The organism is Emticicia sp. C21, from assembly GCF_003418935.1.
Lineage (GTDB): Bacteria > Bacteroidota > Bacteroidia > Cytophagales > Spirosomataceae > Emticicia.
Window position 1 is genome coordinate 50,058 of record NZ_QVMT01000009.1, and the last position, 21,319, is coordinate 71,376.

At 36.9% G+C, this 21,319-nt stretch carries 20 protein-coding genes; 6 read left to right on the forward strand and 14 right to left on the reverse strand.

Features of this window, described 5'->3' with window-relative positions; all coding sequences use genetic code 11:
* Positions 1-7 precede the first annotated feature (7 nt).
* Together D0T08_RS19035 and D0T08_RS19040 are read right to left on the reverse strand one after the other, a co-directional pair.
* Entirely contained in the window at positions 8-862 is an 855-nt protein-coding gene (locus D0T08_RS19035) for a hypothetical protein (RefSeq protein ID WP_116984277.1), read from the reverse strand.
* Positions 863-1,069: 207 nt separating this feature from the next.
* A complete protein-coding gene (locus D0T08_RS19040) occupies positions 1,070-1,699 on the reverse strand; it encodes a response regulator transcription factor (protein WP_116984278.1) in 630 nt (209 codons plus the stop codon).
* A gap of 790 nt (positions 1,700-2,489) precedes the next feature.
* On the opposite strand from D0T08_RS19040, the gene D0T08_RS19050 reads away from it, so the two are divergent.
* The 4 genes from D0T08_RS19050 to D0T08_RS19065 all read left to right on the forward strand — a co-directional run bounded on the left by D0T08_RS19050 (position 2,490) and on the right by D0T08_RS19065 (position 5,377).
* On the forward strand, positions 2,490-3,854 hold the full coding sequence (locus D0T08_RS19050; protein WP_116984280.1) for a M20/M25/M40 family metallo-hydrolase: 1,365 nt from the start codon (positions 2,490-2,492) through the stop codon (positions 3,852-3,854).
* 91 nt (positions 3,855-3,945) lie between these two features.
* Positions 3,946-4,359, forward strand: coding sequence for a hypothetical protein (locus D0T08_RS19055; protein WP_116984281.1), 414 nt, complete (start codon positions 3,946-3,948; stop codon positions 4,357-4,359).
* Between the two features lie 143 nt (positions 4,360-4,502).
* On the forward strand, positions 4,503-4,916 hold the full coding sequence (locus D0T08_RS19060; RefSeq protein WP_116984282.1) for a hypothetical protein: 414 nt from the start codon (positions 4,503-4,505) through the stop codon (positions 4,914-4,916).
* Positions 4,917-4,966: 50 nt separating this feature from the next.
* Positions 4,967-5,377 (forward strand): hypothetical protein, encoded by a 411-nt coding sequence (locus D0T08_RS19065; RefSeq protein ID WP_116984283.1) that lies wholly within the window; start codon positions 4,967-4,969, stop codon positions 5,375-5,377.
* Between the two features lie 190 nt (positions 5,378-5,567).
* Here the strand turns inward: D0T08_RS19065 and D0T08_RS19070 are convergent, their stop codons facing one another.
* The 4 genes from D0T08_RS19070 to D0T08_RS19085 form a co-directional block, all read right to left on the reverse strand.
* Positions 5,568-6,911, reverse strand: coding sequence for an ammonium transporter (locus tag D0T08_RS19070; protein ID WP_409012939.1), 1,344 nt, complete (start codon positions 6,909-6,911; stop codon positions 5,568-5,570).
* Between the two features lie 73 nt (positions 6,912-6,984).
* Complete coding sequence (locus D0T08_RS19075) at positions 6,985-8,109, reverse strand: porin (protein ID WP_116984436.1); 1,125 nt, start codon at positions 8,107-8,109, stop codon at positions 6,985-6,987.
* Positions 8,110-8,454: 345 nt separating this feature from the next.
* Positions 8,455-8,805 carry a 4Fe-4S dicluster domain-containing protein gene (locus tag D0T08_RS19080; RefSeq protein ID WP_116984285.1) on the reverse strand — a complete coding sequence of 117 codons (351 nt, stop codon included), beginning with the start codon at positions 8,803-8,805 and terminating at the stop codon, positions 8,455-8,457.
* Positions 8,806-9,040: 235 nt separating this feature from the next.
* On the reverse strand, positions 9,041-9,391 hold the full coding sequence (locus tag D0T08_RS19085) for a 4Fe-4S dicluster domain-containing protein (protein WP_116984286.1): 351 nt from the start codon (positions 9,389-9,391) through the stop codon (positions 9,041-9,043).
* A gap of 115 nt (positions 9,392-9,506) precedes the next feature.
* On the opposite strand from D0T08_RS19085, the gene D0T08_RS19090 reads away from it, so the two are divergent.
* Positions 9,507-10,526: an acyl-CoA reductase gene (locus D0T08_RS19090; RefSeq protein WP_116984287.1), complete on the forward strand. Its 1,020-nt coding sequence runs from the start codon at positions 9,507-9,509 to the stop codon at positions 10,524-10,526.
* Position 10,527: 1 nt separating this feature from the next.
* Here the strand turns inward: D0T08_RS19090 and D0T08_RS19095 are convergent, their stop codons facing one another.
* The 6 genes from D0T08_RS19095 to D0T08_RS19120 all read right to left on the reverse strand — a co-directional run bounded on the left by D0T08_RS19095 (position 10,528) and on the right by D0T08_RS19120 (position 17,862).
* Positions 10,528-11,721: a VWA domain-containing protein gene (locus D0T08_RS19095; protein WP_116984288.1), complete on the reverse strand. Its 1,194-nt coding sequence runs from the start codon at positions 11,719-11,721 to the stop codon at positions 10,528-10,530.
* 23 nt (positions 11,722-11,744) lie between these two features.
* Positions 11,745-12,605, reverse strand: coding sequence for a MoxR family ATPase (locus D0T08_RS19100; protein WP_116984289.1), 861 nt, complete (start codon positions 12,603-12,605; stop codon positions 11,745-11,747).
* A gap of 21 nt (positions 12,606-12,626) precedes the next feature.
* Positions 12,627-13,160 carry a hypothetical protein gene (locus D0T08_RS19105; RefSeq protein WP_116984290.1) on the reverse strand — a complete coding sequence of 178 codons (534 nt, stop codon included), beginning with the start codon at positions 13,158-13,160 and terminating at the stop codon, positions 12,627-12,629.
* 2 nt (positions 13,161-13,162) lie between these two features.
* The gene (locus tag D0T08_RS19110) at positions 13,163-14,608 is read right to left on the reverse strand and encodes an MBOAT family protein (RefSeq protein ID WP_116984291.1); all 1,446 of its coding nucleotides are present in this window, start codon (positions 14,606-14,608) and stop codon (positions 13,163-13,165) included.
* Between the two features lie 530 nt (positions 14,609-15,138).
* Positions 15,139-16,461: a dihydrolipoamide acetyltransferase family protein gene (locus D0T08_RS19115; protein WP_116984292.1), complete on the reverse strand. Its 1,323-nt coding sequence runs from the start codon at positions 16,459-16,461 to the stop codon at positions 15,139-15,141.
* 126 nt (positions 16,462-16,587) lie between these two features.
* The gene (locus D0T08_RS19120; RefSeq protein ID WP_116984293.1) at positions 16,588-17,862 is read right to left on the reverse strand and encodes a competence/damage-inducible protein A; all 1,275 of its coding nucleotides are present in this window, start codon (positions 17,860-17,862) and stop codon (positions 16,588-16,590) included.
* A gap of 239 nt (positions 17,863-18,101) precedes the next feature.
* Here D0T08_RS19120 and D0T08_RS19125 point away from each other — a divergent pair, with 239 nt between their 5' ends.
* Complete coding sequence (locus D0T08_RS19125) at positions 18,102-18,830, forward strand: DUF4197 domain-containing protein (RefSeq protein ID WP_116984294.1); 729 nt, start codon at positions 18,102-18,104, stop codon at positions 18,828-18,830.
* Positions 18,831-18,903: 73 nt separating this feature from the next.
* On the opposite strand, the gene D0T08_RS19130 is transcribed toward D0T08_RS19125, so the two are convergent.
* Together D0T08_RS19130 and rhaT are read right to left on the reverse strand one after the other, a co-directional pair.
* On the reverse strand, positions 18,904-20,253 hold the full coding sequence (locus D0T08_RS19130; protein WP_116984295.1) for a glycoside hydrolase family 105 protein: 1,350 nt from the start codon (positions 20,251-20,253) through the stop codon (positions 18,904-18,906).
* 12 nt (positions 20,254-20,265) lie between these two features.
* A complete protein-coding gene (gene rhaT, locus D0T08_RS19135; protein ID WP_116984296.1) occupies positions 20,266-21,306 on the reverse strand; it encodes an L-rhamnose/proton symporter RhaT in 1,041 nt (346 codons plus the stop codon).
* Positions 21,307-21,319 lie beyond the last annotated feature (13 nt).

The following is a 21,319-nucleotide window of genomic DNA, read 5'->3' on the forward strand; positions in this document are numbered from 1 at the left end:
ACTACTTTTACTTACCTGACTGATAAATAGAATACAGTAACGCCTTAGCTATACGTTTAGCCTCTTTCTCACAGATATGTCCCTGCCCTTCCGGAGCATCAACCCCTTGTTCCTTACTTGGGCAACCAGCCGTTGAGCGATATTGATCACATATCCGCCAGAAATTGCCAAGCTTACATTGGCCATTATCCGATTCGAGTTCCTGTAATTCAAAAATTATGTCTTTATCTTTAAAACTTGATTTCATCCAGTCAGCTATTTTCATTTTTGCTGCATTTCCATCATCTTTTGTTACGATATAAATAAGTGGAGGGGTAACATGTATGAATTTTAAACCGGGAATTTGCATGCGTAAATCATCAATCATTTGCTTGTAGGCAGTTTTCACTAGCTCAATATTAGTATCATTAATATCTGCATAGCCAAATTTGAAAATCGCTATCTTAATAATAGATTTATGAGTCAGGGCCATTTCTTTAAATTCTTTCAGCTTCTCCATCGGATTTCCGTTAGAAACACTAAATACATTACCACTTAAACCTTTGTCAGGTTTCTCGTTTCGGTCAAAATATTCGAATTTAAATCCATTAGCATTGGCACCATCTTCCAGGTCTCCTCCAACAGATTGATGCATAAAGATGGTGTTCCACAATTTTATCTTATTTCTCTCCTCTGTTGATAATTTATCCCAGGCATCAATGCCAGCAATGCCTACTATACCTGGTTGCCCATTTCCCAAATTTGTATTTGTAGCGGGAGGATTATTATTAACATTAGGATTTTCATCCATCTCGTTTTTACAACTCCAGAAGAAAAGAGCTGCCAACAACATTGCATAAAGAAGATTATAGAAAGTTTTCATGGAACTATATTATTAGCAGCTAATGCCAGATAAATACAAGTCCTTAATCCTATACGCATCCAATACTCTATCATGCGGGTTTACCACATGAAAAAGGAATAGAATAAACAGTATTTAGTGTTTCATAGCTGATTTAAATATCAGTTACAAATTTTGTAGAAAAACAGATATGAGTAAATAGCATAAAAGTGTTACGTGGTGATAACATCATTTAACCAATTTTTCACGAAAAGCTTTGGAAACAGCTTCTGTAGCAGATTGGACGTGGAGTTTTTGATAGATATTCTGTAGATGTCGGCGAACGGTCTCTATAGAGATTTTAGTTGACGCAGCAATCAATTTATAAGAATTGCCATAAGAAAGCAATTGGAGAATTTCTCTTTCTCTTTCGGTAAGATCGTACTCTTTGGTTGATTCGGTTTGATGAAAAGCCTGTAACACTTGTCTGGCTATAGCCGGTGACATGGGTGCGCCCCCATTTTGAACATCTTTGATTGCCTGGATGAGCATGGTTGCGGAATCCCGCTTCAATATATAACCATCAGCGCCTCGTTTCAGGCATTCAAATAAACGTTTATCATCATCAAATACGGTATGCATCAAAACTTTTATCCCTTTATTTGCCTGTTTGACTTGGAGCACACCGTCTAATCCATTGACTTCAGGCATGTCAATATCCATTACAATTACATCAGGTTGTTCTTTACTAATGTCATCCAAAACATTAAGGCAATTCTGGTGAACTCCTGTTACTTCAAAACCCTCAGTATTTTCTAGCATCATCATAACTAATTCGCTTAGGCGTAGATTATCTTCATATATGGATACTTTAGTCATGGTTAGTTTTGTTTTCACAGGTCAGTCAATCACGGTAGCGATGAATTTGTTAATTCTCTGAACAAATGAAGTAGATAAAATTCATTTTTGCAATAACACTTTCGGGTTATTTCTTAGTTTAGAATTGATTTGTTTAGGCTTATTCCTTCCCTTTAAATGTATTTTTTTGTTGAACCTGCATCAAATGATGAAAGCCTAAATAAGAGTCATTCGCATGAGTAATAGCGCAGCAGTCTAATTATACTAAAAATCTACCTAAACACTTTGAAAACACAAACTTACATCGGAAATTTATTGGAGTGTGCATGAGTATCTGTCACTAAAACGGAATCAGAAAAAAAGCAATATGGTAAGAACATTTTTGAACGAGAACAGAGAGCGTTGCAGTATTAGCCAAGAAAACGAACCCAGAAAAGGTGAACAATACGGTGGGAACCTTTTTGAAATAGAACAGAGAGCATTGCATGTACCATACAAGAAAACGAACCCAGAAGAGGTAAACTATATGGTGGCAACCTTTTTGAAAGGGAACAGAGAGATTTTCAGATCCAAGCCACGAAAGCGAAGCCAGAAAAGGTTACCAATATGATGGGAACCTTTTTGGGCGAGAGTGATATGTTTAAAGATTTTAAAGTAATGAAAATCTTAGACAACCTCTTTATCTCAATTTTAATGATTTTTAACTGATTACTCTACAAACTATCGAGTTCTGTCTAAATCTAAGTACTCGTTTTAAACCATCTGAAAATTGTTTTGTATTTTTGTTAAACATCTAATCTAAACATTGTTCATGAAAAAAGGACTATTCTTAATTGGCTTCATCATCATTTCATTTAACATTTCAGCACAGAAGATTATTAACCGGGACCCGCAAATCGAAGCGCTTGTAAGTCAGGTTTCAAGTGATACTCTCAGGGCTTATATTGACAAGTTGGTTAGTTTCGGTACAAGAAGTACACTCTCTACCACTACTGATAGCAAGCGTGGTATTGGAGCAGCCAGAAAATGGGTTTTGAGCAAATTTCAGGAATTTGCCAAGCATTCAGAAGGTAGAATGACAGCCTATCTGGACACCTGGACTCTACAACCAGATGGTAAAAGAGTTGATAAACCTATTGAAATTGCCAATGTGATGGCCACATTAAAAGGCACTGATCCTAATGATAATCGCGTATTTCTGGTTAGTGGGCATATTGATAGTCGGGTAACTGATGTAATGAACAGAGAGTCTGATGCTCCCGGTGCTAATGATGATGGTAGTGGTACAGTAGCAGTAATAGAGTTAGCCAGAATTATGTCAAAGTCTAAATTTCCGGCTACTATTATTTTTGCAACCGTAAGTGGAGAAGAACAAGGCCTTCTAGGTGCGAATCATCTCGCAGAGAAAGCAGTATCAGAAAACTGGAATCTGGAAGGTATATTGAATAATGATATTATGGGTTCAAACCACAGTAATGAAACAAATATCATTGATAACACACGTTTAAGAGTATTCAGCGAAGGACTACCAGCCTTTGAAATGGACAAAAAAGTAGGGGCTATTAGGCAATATGGGGTTGAAAATGATGGAAAAGCCCGTCAATTAGCCCGCTATTTGAAAGAAACAGGCGAACGCTATGTTGACAATCTCGAAGTAGTAATGATTTATAGAAATGACCGTTTCTTACGGGGTGGCGACCATACGCCATTCGTGAATAAAGGGTTTGCAGCTGTTCGTATTTCTGAAATGAATGAGAATTTTTTGCACCAACACCAGGATTTACGTATAGAAAAAGGAATTGAGTATGGCGATTATGCCAAGCATATGGATTTTGAATATCTTCGTAAAAATACTGGTGTAAATCTGGCTACACTTGCTAATCTGGCAAAATCTCCATCTATGCCTGAAGATGTGATTCTCGATGTGAGTGGTTTAGGTAATTCAACCAGTCTTCGTTGGAAAACCTCAAAAGCCGGAAAAGTAAAAGGTTATTATGTTTTGATGCGCGAAACCGCCATGCCTTACTGGCAAAAGAAGTTTTTTACGACTGATGTAAAAATTACTTTACCCTATTCAAAAGATAACTATTTCTTCGCTGTGCAATCTGTGAGTGAAGATGGTAATGAAAGCTTACCGGTATTACCGAGAGTAGGTTTAAGAAATGCTGGAGAATAATAAGTAGTTTAAATTAGTATTGAATTAAAATTGCAATAGACTTCCAACGTTATTCTGAAAAACAGAATCACTATCAAAAAAAACCAGAAATATGAAACTACTTTTTGTTGCACTAAGTCTTGCTTTTATTCTTGATACTTGTGATTCTAAAGTTATTGAACCCAAAGAACTAATAGGTAAATGGAATCCGGCCTATAAGGTTCAAAATAAAAACCCGGATGGTACATGGGGGGCATGGTCAACCATTAATACTTTTGTGGCATTGCCTCAGATGGAGTTCACTTCCAACGGAGATTTTTTAAGAGATGGAAAACCCGGTGCGGATTGTTGCTCTGCCGGCAATAAATTCACTGTGGCGAATAATGTTATTACATTTTCAGATTTAAAGTCTTGTCCTCAAGTAAAATGTATGGATTGCTCTAAGTGGACCATCAATCAGCTAGATTCTGACACTTTAGTTATTGAAGTTTGTGATTCAAGAAGCAAATATTCGAGAGGGAAATAATAGTAGAATAAAGAAATAATATTTTAGATTATAGTCGAGGAATGGGTGTGGTATAAATCCTGCACTCATTTTTTTTGATGCTATAAAACCATCCATTCCAACTTTATTCTTAAAAAAGGTATCATTACCAAAAAAACTAAACTATGAAAACTCTTTTTATCTTCCTTTGTCTGATAATCGCCTTAAGCAGATGTGATTCTGATTCAATCTCACCTGTTAAGCTGTTTGGCAAGTGGAATCCAACCTATCAGAGGCAAATTAAGAATGATAATGGTTCATGGAAACCATGGACCATGATAAATACGCTTGAAGCAATCCCTCAATTGGAGTTTACTGCCGAAGGCAAGTTCTTAACAGATGCCTTGCCATCAAAAGATTGTTGTTATCCAATGGGTAATTATAGCCTTTCAAGAAATGTTATTACGTTTGAAGCCCAAATAATATGTCCTAATGGATTATGTGTGGACTGCAAAAAATGGATAATTAATAGTCTGGATTCAGATACACTGATTGTTGAATCATGTACTTCAAGAAACAAGTATGTAAGAGTCAAATAGAATAATTAAATCTGGATATTCCCTTAAAAAGACCACATTGAAAAAAAAATATGAAAAGACTATTAGCAACGTTTGCCACTGTAATTTCAGTTTTTGCCTGCAAATCAGATGTTATTGTTCCCGAAAAACTGATTGGAAAATGGTTTCATACAAATCAGGTACAATACAGAACCGCTGATGGTTGGGGGCCTTGGAATACGTTTGTCAATATAACTGCCATCCCTCCTATAGAATTTACTGCCAAAGGGAATTATTTAAGAGATGGAAAACCAGGAGCTGAGTGCTGTACTGCAGGTAATAAATTTACAGTTTTGAATAATGTAATTAAATTCTCAGATGTGCTGGATTGCCCCCAGATGAGTTGCATGCCTTGTAGAGAATGGTCTGTACTTAGATTAGATACGGATTCACTGGTTGTTGAATCATGTGGATTAAGAATTAAGTATGCTAGAATTAAATAGACCTTCAATCGCAATTTGAGTCTATCGTCTTCCTATAAATTCTTCTAATCTGATTATCAAATATTCAGTTTTAACAAAAGAAAATGCCCACTAAAGTAGCGGGCATTTTAACTTATGGAGTACAACAAAACCACAATAAAAGTACGGTTTAACCCGCAATTGTGATTTTGTTATAAAGTAACAATATCGTTTATGCTAATTCTGGTACGCCAGCCTCAACCAAAGACTCATCGTGTTGGCTTACATCAAGACCTGATTTTTCATCAGAATCAGAAACACGTAGCGGTAGAATTAAATCAGTAACTTTCAAAAGAACAAATGACATAGCAAATGCGAATACCGAAACAACAACCAGAGCAATCATATGGTTCACAAATAATTTTGATGCACCAAAGAATAAGCCTTCATCAACTACCGCACCATTAACGCCTTTACTTGCAAAAATACCTGTCATAATCATACCTACCATACCACCTACCCCATGGCAAGGGAATACATCTAGTGTATCATCTAAAGCCGTTTTAGTTTTTAAGTGTGCTAAGTAGTTAGAAATAAGAGAGGCAATTGAACCAATAAATATTGAATGAGGGATAGTTACGAAACCTGCAGCAGGCGTTATAGCCACTAGACCAACTACTACACCGATACAGAAACCTAGTGCTGAAACTTTTTTGCCACGAGCAGCATCAAATAATACCCAAGCCAAACCAGCCGCCGCAGCAGCAGTATTAGTTGTAGCGAAAGCTGAAGCAGCTAATGTACCAGCGCTCAATGCAGAACCTGCGTTGAAACCAAACCAACCGAACCAAAGTAAACCAGTACCCAATAATACATAAGGAATATTTGCCGGAGGAAGGAAGCTTCCATCAACGTGTGCACGACGACGTTTCAGGTAGATTGCACCTGCTAAAGCAGCCCAACCAGCTGACATATGTACCACAGTACCACCAGCGAAGTCAAGTACACCTAATTTGAACAAGAAACCTTCAGGATGCCATGTCCAGTGCGCCAGAGGAGCATAGATGAACAAGCTGAAAAGGATAATAAACAATACGTATGACTTAAAGTTGATACGTTCTGCTAATGAACCTGTTACAAGAGCAGGGGTGATAACTGCGAATTTCAATTGGAAGAAAGCAAAAACAACCAAAGGAATAGTTGGTGCCAGCGACCATGGTTTGCTTTCTAAAACTCCTTTGAACATAAAGAATGTAGAAGGATCTCCTACGAAACCACCAATAGAGTCTCCAAATGCTAAGCTAAAGCCGACTGTAACCCAAAGAATTGAGATTACACCCATCGCAATAAAGCTTTGCAACATAGTTGAGATGACGTTTTTGGTGTTCACCATACCGCCGTAGAAATAAGCTAGTCCAGGTGTCATGATTAAAACCAATGCAGTACTGACAAGCATCCAGGCTGTATCTGCTCCATTAATACCATCTGTAACAATTGTTGATGGCACAGCAGGCATAAACACTCCTGCGATTGCTATGGCAAGCAAAATAATCAGAGGAAGAGGATTTTTACGCATAATGTGTTTGGGGTTTAAGTGTTGTACAAAAAATTAATGTAAATGTTTAGTTTAGGTTTATTGACGAAGTATATTAGAATTTGAAGATTAGCGCTGCACCAATTGTTGACTGAGAACTTTTAGTGAATTTGCCATCGCTATCCTGGAATTGCTCACCATCTGCACCGATTCCTTTAGCGTAGCTATCAAGACGGAACTCAGGTTTGAACAATAGGTTTTCAGAGATTGTAACGTTTGATGTTAAAGTGAATGAGTTTACTGAAGTACCGCCGTCAGGTCTTGATGGATTTTTCAAACCGCGGATACCGCTTGTATTATCGAAGTATTCGTAACGTGCTCCTAAACCGAATTTATCAGTAAAGGCAACTTGCGCATACAACGCAGCACCACCCCATGATTTTTTATCTTGTGTACCATAAGCAGCATTCACACCTAATAAGAATTTCTCAGTGATCTGGTATGATGTTGTTAAATCAATGATTGAGTAGTATGATTTTTCAGTTACACCTTCATCACTTCCTAACCAGTTTAAATAAACATTCCAACCTTCAACAGGTGAAACGTAAAACTGAGCCATTACTCCTAATTTATCATTATTATCATCTTTAGTATCAATACCATTAACAAGACCTGCTGTTAACGAAGCTTTGCTTGAAAGCGCGACTGTAGCTTTTAAACCAGTATGATAGAATGGACCGTTACCAAAAAGGTTTGACAACGAGTAGTTGTAATTTACCGGGGCATCAATTACTTCATAACCGATATGAGTACCGAACTGACCAGCTGTTAATGAGAATTTGTCTGATGCTTTCCAGGTAATGTAAGCTTGTTTAATTGCTAAGGCTGTACTGGTTGCTCCTGTAACCGGGCTGATAATATTACCATAGTTTCCAAGGTCAGCGTGGTTACCGAATACTAGATCAATTACTCCATCCACTTTATCAGTCGAGTATGTCAATTTCGTTTGCGCAAGACCTAATTGGAACTGACCAGGTTTTTGGTCGAAGATGCGCTCGAAACCTGAAACTCCTAAATTTGATCTTGATGCAGGGTTATTTAAGTTGCCGAAAAAATAAGTATCAACGTAGCCTGAAAATGTAAGTGGGTTCTTTTTCTCTTCTGTGGTTGTTGTACTTTCTTGTGCTTGAGTCGCTGCAATTGAAAACAACGATAATACTGTAAAAATCAATTTTTTCATAATAATCTTTGGTTTAAGTGGCGATTTCTTTAAAGCAGATTTCATTACAAATGTTCGGTAAAAATATTTTAATTCCAAATTTTACGTTCAAAAAAAATAATAATTTCTTAAAAAAAATATTTTTTAGTCATTTATAGCTATTATAAAATATAAAATATTAGAAAAATACAATAAATATTGAAAACAAAGATTATACTGATTTTTCATCAATATTCAGTATATTATTCCGAAGTGCAATTATTTCTTAAATATGTACAATTGTAAGATAGAAGTAAAAAAAATGCCTGCCCGATTTCTCGGACAGGCTTCTAATATTGGTAACGAAATACAAATCAATTCTAAATATTATACTTCAGCATGAAGCCAAGATTTTTTAGCAGCAAGTATATCATCATCTTCGATATTATCTGGATCAGGCACACAACAATCAACCGGGCAAACTGCTGCACATTGTGGTTCTTCATGAAAACCATGACATTCTGTACACTTATCTGTTACTATATAATAAAATTCGTCTGATATCGGTGACATTGGGTCTTTACCTCCAATAATCGAGCCGTCGCCTAATTCAACTTCCGTCAATTTTGTTCCTCCTCCCCATGTCCATTCTACTCCACCTTCATAAATTGCCGTGTTTGGGCACTCGGGTTCGCATGCAGCACAATTGATACATTCGTCTGTAATCACTATTGCCATACTTTCTCTGTTTATTTAGTAGTTTTAAATAATTTACGAATATACAGCTTCAAGGCTTCATATTTAAACGATTTTAAATTATGCTCCATTACCTTTTGGAATAGTTAAATTTGAAGACTTACTACTCTCAAAACAAACTGTATAAAATTTCCAGAAACAAGACAAAAAAAGTGCCTGCATGATTTCTCATGCAGGCACCGAATATGGAGAGCCAAATTTATATCAATATTAAATATTATGCTTCAGCATGAAGCCAAGATTTTTTAGCCGCAAGCGTATCATCGTCTTCAACGTTATCAGGATCAGGGACACAACAGTCAACCGGGCAAACGGCTGCGCATTGTGGTTCTTCGTGAAAACCATGACATTCGGTACACTTATCTGTAACTATATAATAAAATTCATCAGAAACAGGCGACATCGGGTCTTTACCACCGATAATCGAACCATCTCCTAATTCAACTTCTGTCAATTTTGTTCCTCCACCCCATGTCCATTCTACTCCACCTTCATAAATCGCCGTGTTTGGGCATTCAGGCTCGCATGCACCACAATTGATACATTCGTCTGTAATCATTATCGCCATACTCTCTCTATATTTTTAGTAGTTTTCAAATAATCAACAAATATACGGCTTCAAAGTTTCAATTTAGTCGTATTTTTGTAGGTTTTTAAGATACAAATCATTTTTTCTAAAAATAATGCAATTAAAAGACCTTATACTTACATTTTCACAATTAGGGGATTTCATACTTGATGAAAATAACGCTGAACTGATTAAACAATGGTCTTATGCCACCCGCAATGAAAATGCCTGGTTTACAGAAGATAACGTAAAATTAGCCCTGAATAATACAGCTAAATATTATCTCAATAAAGAACAATTAGAAAACTTTGTTGTCGCTAACCATATTGAAACAAATATTAGTCCAAAAAAAGTGGGGATTGTAATGGCAGGAAATATTCCTGTTGTAGGATTTCATGACTTGCTATGTGTGGTTTTGAGTGGAAATATCGCTATGGTTAAGTTAAGCTCAAGTGATTCTATTCTGATGCGTTTTCTCATTCATAAAATATTTGAGATTAATCCTGAGCTTAAAGAATTGATCCGAGTGGTAGATAAACTGAATGCAGCCGAAGCGATGATTGCTACCGGAAGCGATAATACAGCTAAACATTTTGAGTACTATTTTTCTAAAATACCACATATTATTCGCAAGAACCGAACTTCAGTCGCTATTCTGACAGGTGCAGAGTCGAGAACGCATTTAGCTAATCTGGGCAATGATATTTTTCAATACTTTGGACTCGGTTGCAGAAATGTTTCGAAAATGTTTGTCCCAAAGGGTTATACATTTGATAAATTCTACGAATCTATAGAGTACTGGAGTACTATCAGCATTCACCATAAGTATAATAACAACTACGACTATAATAAGTCGGTATTACTCGTAAACAAAACACCACATTTTGATAATGGCTTTTTATTATTAAAGGAAGATACTGCTTTGGTGTCAGCTATTTCGGTTTGTCATTTTGAATATTATGAGAGTGAAAACCATTTGAAGGAGTTAATTTCAAACCATCAGGAAAAGATTCAGTGTATTGTATCTAAAGAAAGGACTTTTAAGAATAGTTTTGATTTCGGAGAAGCACAATCACCACATTTAAATGATTTTGCAGATGGAGTGAATACGATTGAATTCCTGAAAAATATCTGATTCAATACTTCAATTTCCTATTCTTAAGGCATTTCATGGCTTTTTCAATACCATTAATAGTTATAGGAAACATGCGTTCATCTGTCCACTCTCTGATTTGCTTAATGGTACTGGTATATTGCCAATAACCATCATTAATCGGGTTTAACCAGACAAGATTCGGGAATTTATCTTTGAACCTTGCCAACCAGGTTAAGCCTGATTCTTCATTATAATGTTCCACACTTCCCCTTGGTTCTGATAATTCCCAGGTAGACATGGAGGCATCTCCTACAAAAATAACCTTGTAGTCTTTATTATATTTATTCAGGACCTCCCAGGTAGAAATCTTGTCTTCATATCGTCGCCCATTATCTTTCCATAAATTCTCATAGATGCAATTATGGAAATAATAGTGTTCTAAATGTTTAAACTGATATTTGGCCGAAGAGAAAAGAGTTGAGCATTCTTCAATATAATCATCCATTGAGCCACCCACATCTAACAACAAAAGTATCTTCACCCGGTTCTGCTTGGATGCTTGCATTTTAATATCCAGGAGACCTGCATTCTCGCTGGTCTTGTGGATTGTCTCATCTAAATTCAGTTCATCCTCCACCCCTTCTCTTGTTAATATCCTTAAGCGTCGTAACGCCATTTTTGTATTTCGGGTATTCAATTCAAGGTCTTCATCGTAGTTTTTAAACTCTCTTTTATCCCACACCTTAACAGCGCTTTTCCTACCACTGTTCCCTCCTATTCTGACTCCGGCAGGATTATATCCGGAATTACCGAACGGAGATGTACCACCTGCACCAATCCATTTGCTTCCCCCTTCATGTTTTTCTTTTTGCTCCTCTAATAATTCCCGAAATCTATTAAGCAACTCCTCCAGTCCACCCATTGCTTTTATGGCTTCCTTTTCTTCGTCGGTCAGTTCTTTTAGTAAATTTGTTTTTAGCCAATCTTCATTGATATTCGCCAATATTTTCTCAACAGGGATATTTTCAGAATCCCCAAAGAATTGGCCAAACAATCTATCAAACAAATCAAGGTTTTGTTCGTGCTTAACAAAAATGGCCTTACTTAAAAAATAAAACTCCTCTACATTATAGGCAATCACTTCCCTGTCGAGAGCCTCCAGTAAAGTCAAGTGCTCTCTCAATGAAACCGGAAGTTTATTACTTTTAAGATGATAGAAGAAATCTAAAAGCAATTTTGTAGATATTTTAAATGGTGTTATTTAATTCCTTTTTCTCTCAGCGCTTTGTATAAATCATAATCTGATTCGTTCTTTAACAAAGCACCTAAAAATGGTGGTATTTCGTTAATCTCACTTAAATCATTCAAATCATTAGCTGATACTCTACCAACCAGAAGCAATTTCAACCAATCTATTAATTCGCTTGTTGAAGGTCTTTTCTTCAGGTTTTTGATTTCTCTGATACCAAAGAAAGTTTTCAACGCATTTGTAAGTAATGCTTCTTCAAGGCCCCGATAATGTACATCAACAATTTGTTGCATGGTTTCCTTATCCGGGAATCGGATAAAATGGAAGAAGCAACGACGCAGAAAAGCATCAGGCAGTTCCTTTTCATTATTAGATGTGATAATAATAATTGGTCGATGTTTGGCTTTTATGGTTTGCTTTAACTCATAACAATAGAACTCCATCCTGTCGAGTTCCTGCAATAAATCGTTTGGAAATTCAATATCGGCTTTATCAATTTCATCAATCAATAATACACTCTGCTCGTCGGTATCGAATGCCTCCCAGATTTTACCTTTCTTAATATAATTCTCCACATGATTCACTCGGGTATCACCTAATTGAGAATCACGCAAGCGAGAAACCGCATCATACTCATATAAGCCTTGCTGAGCAGTTGTAGTAGACTTAATATGCCAGGTAAAAAGTTGCTTTCCTAAAGCCCTGGCAACCTCAAAAGCCAGAAGTGTTTTGCCAGTACCAGGCTCGCCCTTTATAAGCAAAGGTCTTTGCAAGGATATAGAAGCATTTACTGCTGTTTGCAGTTCTCTGGTTGCTACATAATCAGATGTACCTGTAAAGCTATTGTTTTTATCGAAATTGCCTGCCATAATTGTTCTGATTGCCGATGATTACTCTTCCTCACTCATGAAGCTATATAAAGTCGGGTCAAGCTTTAACGTACCTGCATTAAATTCATTCACGAATTTAGTAATGACTTCACTGTCAATCTCTTCTACATTCAAGGCAATATCTAAACCAATACCGTACTCAAAGTCTTCGTCAATCTCTAAAGTCTCTGCTACCTGAATCACTTCTTCTTCTTCCAATTCTTCTATTATTTCTTCCAGCATCAATTCCATGTCTTTATTGACCTTGTAATTGGGTTTACGTTTATCTACCTCTATGTAGTCTGGGTAAGATTTTTTCATTCTGTTCTCCGCCTCTTCAAAAACCAGACTGCTATGATTTAAGCGTAATGTTCCCATTACGGCATCATAAATTACTTCCTGTCCATTATGCTTGCCAACAAACTGAAAATGTGCAAATTCGCCTGAATCATTCATGCCGTCTTCATCCTCTACTATTACATAGTTTTGTCCTTCCTGCTGACATTCGGCTTTTAGTTCGGCTATTTCCTGTGGGTCAAATCCTTCGTTTTTCATATCTAAAATTGGAAATAAATAAATTGTGAATTATTATAAACACCATAGCATAAAATCATAAAAAGTACCAGATAATATGCCCCCCATCTTTGCCAGCGTGGTTTGGCATCAATCCAGGATGATAAGTTTTTACCTCTCTGCAACCACTGAACTACTTCCATGATAACGAATGAAATGATAATTAAATATAGTTCATTTTTACCGATCATGTATAGCACATGGTCTAAAGAATGTGATGGGGCTTTGAAAATATTTTTGGCAATATAAATAGCATCTGCATTTGTATTGGCTCTAAAGAAAATCCAGGCAAAGGCTACTAATACAAATGTAATTGCCCCGTGAAGCAGTTTTTGAGGAATGGTAGCATGTTCCAGCGAGGTTTTAACACCTGTAATTTTCCTTTGAAATGCACCAGTAATTTGACCAACAATCAAGTAAAATCCATGCAATGCTCCCCATATTACATAATGCCAATTAGCACCATGCCATAAACCACTTACCATGAACACAAAAAAACGATTAAAGTATTGTCGAGGCTTTGAAACACGGTTTCCACCTAATGGTATATAAAGGTAATCACGAAACCAGGTAGAAAGTGATATATGCCAACGTCGCCAGAACTCTCCTACTGATTTAGATAAATAAGGTCTATCAAAGTTTTTCATCAGTTCAAAGCCCATCACGCGAGCCGAACCCAGAGCAATATCCGAATAACCAGAAAAATCGCAATATATCTGAAAGGTGAAGAATATTGTGGCTACAATAAGCGGTAATCCCTGATATTCTGTAGGATTATTATAAATCAGGTTTACAAATTTGGCAAGCCTATCAGCAATGACTACTTTTTTGAACATTCCCCACAGCATCAGGCGAAGCCCACTGACAACCATATTGTAATCAAAATTATGTTTTTCATAAAACTGATGTATCACATTTTGTGGACGCTCAATTGGACCTGCTACTAATTGGGGGTAAAACATGACATATAAAGCATAAATACCAAAGTGCCGCTCGGCTTTCTGATTTCCCCTATACACCTCAATGGTATAACTCATGGCTTGAAACGTGTGGAACGACAAGCCAATGGGTAGGATAATATCCCAATAAGGTAGAAGTTGTTCAGGATTGATTTTGAACAAGACTGAATTAAAATTCTCAATAAAGAAGTTGTAATATTTAAAAATTGCCAATACGCCGATATTTGCCACTAAACTCATCACCAACGCCCATTTCCTTTTCTTTCCGTGAGATTGCTCTATCCAGATTCCGGCAAAGTAATCAATGATGATGGTAAAAAAAAGGATAAGTATATAGTAAGGGATAAAGAAGCTATAAAAAATACAGCTTGCTACCAATAAGTGAAACCAGCGGTATTTGTGCGGAAGAGCAAAATAAAGAAGCGTGACAACAGGAAAAAATATTAAAAACTCTAGCGAATTAAAAAGCATCTTCAGGTGGTTCAAAGTTCGAATCTCAAAGTTCTCGCTTTAATGTTAGATTTTAAAACAAATCGAGTGTTTTTGAATCAAAAATTATTTATTAAAATACAGAACTGGCTTAACATTCTTGGTCTCTTTCAAAAAGTTTCCCACCATATTGGTAACCTTTTCTGGTTCCGTTTTCATGGTTAGTAATGCAAGACTGGGCGTCCCTTAAATCTCCGGTTTTTGGATTTAGTTTTCAAGTCGAAAATCATTTATAAAATATAGGACTTGTTTAACTTTACTATTCCCGGTCAAAAAGGTATTCACCATAATGGTAACCTTTTCTGGTTCTGTTTTCATGGTTGGTAATACATGACTGGGCATTCACTAAATTTCCGGTTTTGGATTGTCTTTTCAAAGTGTTTGAAAGGTTTTTAATATTATCAGACTGTTGCTTATATTAGCAAGGCGGCTTCCTAGTCTGGGTTTCATTATCTTTATGAGTTATTGCATAAAATAATAAGAGGTCTGAACTGTCAGACCTCTTAAATATACTAAAACAATTTTCTATCTAAATCAAAATTTTCAAGATAATCCGAAACACGCTTTACGAATTGGCCTCCCAAGGAGCCATCTACAACCCGATGGTCATAAGAATGAGAAATTATCATTTTCTGGCGGATACCAATGGTATCGCCATGAGGGGTTTCTATGACTGAAACCTTTTTCTGAATTACACCAAACGCCAGAATCGACACCTGTGGTTGCATGATAATTGGTGTGCCTGCAATATTACCAAATGAACCAATATTAGATACCGTCAGAGTTCCATCAGATAAATCATCGGCCTTTAGTTTATTCGCCCTGGCACGATTGGCAAGTTCATTTACCTTTTTGGTAAGGCCAATTAAACTATAAGAATCAGCTTCATGTACTACCGGAACAATCAGGTTTCCTGATTGTAAAGCTACCGCCATACCTATATTAATTTTTCCTTTACGGATGATTTTTTCACCATCTACCTGAATATTAATTAAAGGAAAATCCTTAATTGCTTTTACTACCGCATCAATTAATAATGGTGTAAAAGTAATATTTTCGCCGGTTTCCTCATGAAATTTCTTTTTGATTTTATCTCTCCATAAGGAGATATTCGTCATATCCGTTTCAACAAATGAGGTAACGTGAGCTGATATTCTTTTCGACTCCACCATTCTTTCAGCAATCATTTTTCTCATTCTGTCCATTTCTATAATCTGGTCAGTTGAGCTTGGAATATAGGTTGCTGGCTGAGCAGGTATAGCTATTGATGGACTAGAAACCGCTTGTATTCCTTTTTCTTTTTTCTGTTTTACGTATGCCAGAATATCATCTTTGGTCACACGATTTTCTGCGCCTGAGCCTTTGATACTTTCTAATTCTTCGCTTGATATGTTTTCTTCTTTGGCAATATTCTGTACTAAAGGTGAATAAAAACGACCAGTCAGCGAATTAGCCTTTGGCTCAGCATTTTCAATAAGAATCGAAGTTAATTGTGATTGTTTTTCCAGCTCATTAGCTACGTTTTCAATTTCTTTTTCTTCTACTGGTGTTGTTACAGCGGCCTGTTTATCTTTAGAAACAGGTGTATTTTCAGCATCTGTTTCAATAATACATATGGGTTTACCTATAGTGGCAATTTCTCCCTTTTGAACCAGTATTTGTTTCAGAATGCCATCAAAAGCCGAGCCTATCTCTGTATCGATTTTATCGGTTGCCACTTCAAGAATCATTTCATCTGATTCTATTTTATCGCCTACATTTTTCAACCAACTCAATACAGTACATTCAAATATACTTTCACCCATCTTAGGCATTATCATTTCTACAAGCGCCATAGTCTATTTTTAGATTTTGTTGATGTCAAATTGAGGATATGCTTAAAATAATTATTAAACAAATATCATTCTGACAGCAAAGGTAGCTTTTTTAATTATCCTTTTTGGTCAAAAAACAATATTTCCCTATGATTCATAATCGCCATTCAGCATTTTTCTCAAAAGATTCATGGCCACCACACTTCCATAATTTATATTAGTTTCTCTCTGGTTAGACATCTGAATTTTGCGGGCTATAGTCCTTCCTTCCATTGCACAGGCAATCCAAAGTGTGCCTACAGGTTTTTCAGGTGTTCCACCCTCAGGGCCAGCCACACCGCTGGTAGCAATCGCATAATCGGTCTTCATTAATCCTCTCACACCCTCGGCCATTTGCGTTACGGTTTCTTCACTTACCGCTCCATAGGTTTCAATGGTTTCAGATTTTACACCGAGAACATTAACTTTTACTGAATTATCATAACTCACAACCCCACCCATAAAATAGGCCGAACTTCCCGGAACCTTAGTGAATAGGTGTGAGATAAATCCACCTGTACAACTTTCTGCCGTTGAAACGGTTTTGCCTTTACTTTTTAAGAGTTTGCCCAAAGCCACTTCTAGATCATCATCGTCGTATCCGAAAATAAAGGATTGAATTAAAGGTAATACTTTATCAACTTCATTTTGTACCTCTTGTTTCAGAATTTCTTCATTTTCACCTACTCCGGTCAGTCTTAAACGTACCTGGCCGAAACTCGGGAGATACGCTAATTTAATATGTTGCGGTAAACTATCCTCCCATTTTTCAATTTTCTCTGCCAGAAATGACTCACCTACCCCAATCGTTCGAATCATTTTATGATATATTATCGGTGTTTCAAAGTATTTCTTTAGTCTGGGAATTACTTCGTTTGCCATCAGATACTTCATTTCATGAGGAACACCCGGCATTGAAACAAAAATTTTGCCTTTTGCCGAACCTTCTGATTTTTCAAACCACATTCCTGGCGCTGTACCGGTTTTATTCGCGAGATAGGTGCAATGTTTAGGCACCATTGCTTGTAGTCGATTTAACTCCGTCATCGGTCGCCCTCTTTTTGTAAAAAATTCTGTGATAAAAGCTAAGGCATCGTCATTGATGATTAGTTCGTCATCAAAATATTTGCAGAGAGTTTTCTTAGTTATATCGTCTTTGGTGGGGCCTAATCCTCCTGTTAATAATATAATATCAGCCCTTGATTCCGCTTCTGGCAGAATTTGCAAAATTTTATCCTCCTGGTCTCCTACCGATGACTTTCGCACTGTTTTGATTCCAATTTTATCCAATTCAGTACTCATCCACTGGGTATTTGTGTCGGTTATTTGTCCGTACAAAATTTCATCACCAATTGTTACTACTTCCGCTAAAATCTGTCTCATAGATGTGGCACGGGTTTTTGTTATTTTCTTAAGTATGAATTAAACCAGAAATTGTTTGAATTGTCTTAATGAAAAATGAGATACCTTTGCAAAAATATGGGTGTTTAAATGCTACTCATTTTAATTTAGGAAATTAGGCTTGAACAATTTCTTAATTTGCACAAAAATACAATTTTCGATGTTCATTCGTTAGTAAGACAATTATTAATTCAAAAAAAACAATTTTAAACGCGTCAAAAATGAGAAGATTACTTATTCTTTCGTTGATTATTAGTGTTTTAAGCCTACAGAGTTGTGCGGGGCAGAAAATAAATCTGGGTAAAGTTTTAGACAATATTTCTAAATCTACCCAAGGTGGTGGTTTGAGTACGGAAGAGGTTATATCAGGTTTAAAACAGGCACTTCAGGTAGGAATTAATAAGGGTGCTGATAGTGCATCAAGATTGAATGGGTATTATCTGAATCCAATCATTAAAATTGCGTTTCCTCCAGAAGTAGCAAAAGTGGAAGCAGCTTTGAGAAAGGTAGGTTTGGGTGGCGAAGTGGATAAATTTGTAATGGCTTTAAACAGAGGCGCAGAAGAAGCAGCCAAGGAAGCTAAGCCTATTTTCATTAATGCCATTTTTAGTATGAATATTTCTGATGCGTGGGGAATTCTGAGAGGAGAAAAAAATGCAGCCACTATGTATCTGAAACGCACGACTTCAGATCAATTAATAGCAGCCTTTTCACCTGTTGTTGAAAAAGCTTTACAAAAAACACAAGCAACAAGATATTACACCGATTTAGCTAATACTTATAATAGATTGCCTTTTGTGCAAAAAGTAAACCCTGATTTGAAAGGGTATGCAACTCAAAAAGCCATCGACGGGTTGTTTATATTAGTTGAAAACGAAGAAGCCAAAATCAGAGAAAACCCTTGGGCCAGAACCACCGATTTATTGAAAAGAGTATTTGGCTCTATTTGATAAAAACCTTATTTACGCAAAAAGGACACCCTCAGAGGTGTCCTTTTTTGTTGGTGTCTATCATGCAAAACTATTATTTGCTAAATATTACCGCACTATCATTTAAATCAAACTTTTTGCTTTTCAATAATTTTATCATTTCTGAACCTGCTAAGAGAACCGGGCCATAGCCATGCGCTGCGTATACATTTACAGGACGATAGTAATAGAAAGCAGGGTCAAAACCCATTCCTGTTCCCACACAAACACCTTCTATCTGGCCTTTTTCATTTACTTTAGTTGCTACGGCATTCCAACCTAATAGAGCCATTGGGCCATAAGTGGTGGCATCTAACCAACCTCTGTTTATGGCTTTGGCGATGCTATGAGTATAAATAGCTGTGGCAGAAGTTTCCAGGTAAGAATCGTGACGGTCAAGTAATTGGTGCCAGAAACCTGAACCTGATTGTTGTGCAGCTAATCCTTTTGCATGCGCTTTTAGCTGATTAAGTACAGCTGCCCTGCCTGGATGGTTTTCAGGTAATACTTCCAATAATTCTACCATTGTCAGAATTGCCCAGCCGTTGGCTCTTGCCCAATGGAATTCGGGATGCGTCTCCATTTCTTGTACCCAACCATGCATATAAATGCCTAGGTCTTTGTTGAACATTCTCCTTGAAAACTGTAAGACTTGCTTAACCGCATCGTCATAATATTTTTTATCTCCCGTCAGGCTTCCCATTTGGGCAATGGCCGGCACGCCCATAAACATATCATCCAGCCATAAAGTATTGGGCAATGGTCTGTTCCTGGCCAAAGTGCCATCTTTCAGACGCAACTCTTTAGTGAAAATATAATTAATATAATTGTCAATAATTGGTCTTAAATTAGTATTCCTCATCAAACCACTCTTTGTTGCGCGAATCATAGCTGCACACATAGCCCCACAATCGTCTAAAGCATGAGGGGCAATGATTTGTCTCAACGAAGTTTGAGGGTTTGTTTTGTAAACTTCTCTGAAATAAGGCACTACATCAGCCAGAAACTTGAATCTTTTGGTGGTATAATTAGTAAATGATGTATCGCCTGTTACTTCGCCTGCCAGAAGCATAGCCTCATAAGTGACTCCCCATTCATAACTGGTCAGACTGAAATCTCCTTTTAATACAATTGAGTTCATATTAATTTTTGAGTAATCGCTGATTTCAGCATTCGTATTTTTATCTACTACTTTAATTGGAGTGGCTTTATCTAAATAACTTTTTACTCTATTCATCACACTAATAATATCTTCAGGCTTTGTTGTGCCATATAAAGTAGGATAATCAGGCTTTGCAGTATGTAGCGCATCTGAATGTAGAGTAGAGGCTGGTGCTTGCACCTGGGCATAGCCCTGCCATGTGACTGCCAAACTAATGGCCATCAGTTTAATTGATCTTAACATATAAATAATAGTTTAATGAACGAAATAGCTTCCCATTCCGATAAAAGCCGAAGAAAGTACTATCAGGAATAAACCAATATACAAAACACGCATGGTTGGAGTACTTGCACCTTTCCACTCTTTATAAAATAGTCCCCAAAGTGTACCTACTAGAATAATGAAAGCCATATGGAGCGTCCAGGAAGCAAAGTCTAACGATTTACCTAGTTTAGACTGCCCCATTCCATAGAAAAAGAACTGAAAATACCAGGTTACTCCTGCCAGTAAAGCCCATAAATAATTGTTTTTTAAAGGTGCTTTACTATTGGAGTAATCACCAAAAGACTTATTTTTGAAATTGAGAATCATACACCAGACAAAATTGGTGGCAAATCCGCCAATCAATAATACCGGCAAAATTGCATTATTCTTAAATAGCGGGTCTGTCCCATTGGTTTCAGCCTGAGTGGCTATGGGTGCACCAACTGCTAATCCGAAAGCGAAACAGGCACTCATAATGCCACAGAAAGTCCCAACCAATAACCCCTTTTTCAAATTAAACTCTTTGACAGTTTCTTGTTTGGCCTTATCGTCCAATTCTTTTTCTTTCATCATTCCTGCTTTACCACACACAAAAATCCCTATCACACAAAGAACCACCCCTCCCAGAGTGATTTGTCCAGAACTTGTGGCCATTAATTCACCAAAACGACCTTCATAAATCGGTGGAATAAGTGTACCAAATGCCGCACAGAAACCTAAAGCAACAGCGACACCTAATGAAACACCCAAATAACGCATGGTAAGCCCGTAGGTAAGCCCACCAAAACCCCACAATACACCAAATAAGATGGTATAGAAGATAGTCTGGCTGTCAGCTGACTGAATACTTGGTATTAAATCTTTGACGGTCAGAAAACCAAAAAGCCAGGGAGCAATGATCCATGAGGCCACGCCTCCTATAATCCAACCACTCTCCCACGACCATTTTTTAATGTTTTTATAAGGAATATAAAAGCTACCGGAAGCAAAGCCACCGATAAAATGAAAAATAATTCCAAGAATTGCGTTCATAAAGGTTTATGTA

Coding starts and splice junctions, on each gene's coding strand:
- D0T08_RS19065 (WP_116984283.1), top strand. CDS start 4,967: ATGAAAAGACTATTAGCAACGTTTGCCACTGTAATTTCAGTTTTTGCC.
- D0T08_RS19035 (WP_116984277.1), bottom strand. CDS start 862: ATGAAAACTTTCTATAATCTTCTTTATGCAATGTTGTTGGCAGCTCTT.
- D0T08_RS19080 (WP_116984285.1), bottom strand. CDS start 8,805: ATGGCAATAGTGATTACAGACGAATGTATCAATTGTGCTGCATGCGAA.
- rhaT (WP_116984296.1), bottom strand. CDS start 21,306: ATGAACGCAATTCTTGGAATTATTTTTCATTTTATCGGTGGCTTTGCT.
- D0T08_RS19040 (WP_116984278.1), bottom strand. CDS start 1,699: ATGACTAAAGTATCCATATATGAAGATAATCTACGCCTAAGCGAATTA.
- D0T08_RS19060 (WP_116984282.1), top strand. CDS start 4,503: ATGAAAACTCTTTTTATCTTCCTTTGTCTGATAATCGCCTTAAGCAGA.
- D0T08_RS19110 (WP_116984291.1), bottom strand. CDS start 14,608: ATGCTTTTTAATTCGCTAGAGTTTTTAATATTTTTTCCTGTTGTCACG.
- D0T08_RS19085 (WP_116984286.1), bottom strand. CDS start 9,391: ATGGCGATAATGATTACAGACGAATGTATCAATTGTGGTGCATGCGAG.
- D0T08_RS19105 (WP_116984290.1), bottom strand. CDS start 13,160: ATGAAAAACGAAGGATTTGACCCACAGGAAATAGCCGAACTAAAAGCC.
- D0T08_RS19125 (WP_116984294.1), top strand. CDS start 18,102: ATGAGAAGATTACTTATTCTTTCGTTGATTATTAGTGTTTTAAGCCTA.
- D0T08_RS19100 (WP_116984289.1), bottom strand. CDS start 12,605: ATGGCAGGCAATTTCGATAAAAACAATAGCTTTACAGGTACATCTGAT.
- D0T08_RS19070 (WP_409012939.1), bottom strand. CDS start 6,911: ATGCGTAAAAATCCTCTTCCTCTGATTATTTTGCTTGCCATAGCAATC.
- D0T08_RS19090 (WP_116984287.1), top strand. CDS start 9,507: ATGCAATTAAAAGACCTTATACTTACATTTTCACAATTAGGGGATTTC.
- D0T08_RS19050 (WP_116984280.1), top strand. CDS start 2,490: ATGAAAAAAGGACTATTCTTAATTGGCTTCATCATCATTTCATTTAAC.
- D0T08_RS19120 (WP_116984293.1), bottom strand. CDS start 17,862: ATGAGACAGATTTTAGCGGAAGTAGTAACAATTGGTGATGAAATTTTG.
- D0T08_RS19075 (WP_116984436.1), bottom strand. CDS start 8,109: ATGAAAAAATTGATTTTTACAGTATTATCGTTGTTTTCAATTGCAGCG.
- D0T08_RS19115 (WP_116984292.1), bottom strand. CDS start 16,461: ATGGCGCTTGTAGAAATGATAATGCCTAAGATGGGTGAAAGTATATTT.
- D0T08_RS19055 (WP_116984281.1), top strand. CDS start 3,946: ATGAAACTACTTTTTGTTGCACTAAGTCTTGCTTTTATTCTTGATACT.
- D0T08_RS19130 (WP_116984295.1), bottom strand. CDS start 20,253: ATGTTAAGATCAATTAAACTGATGGCCATTAGTTTGGCAGTCACATGG.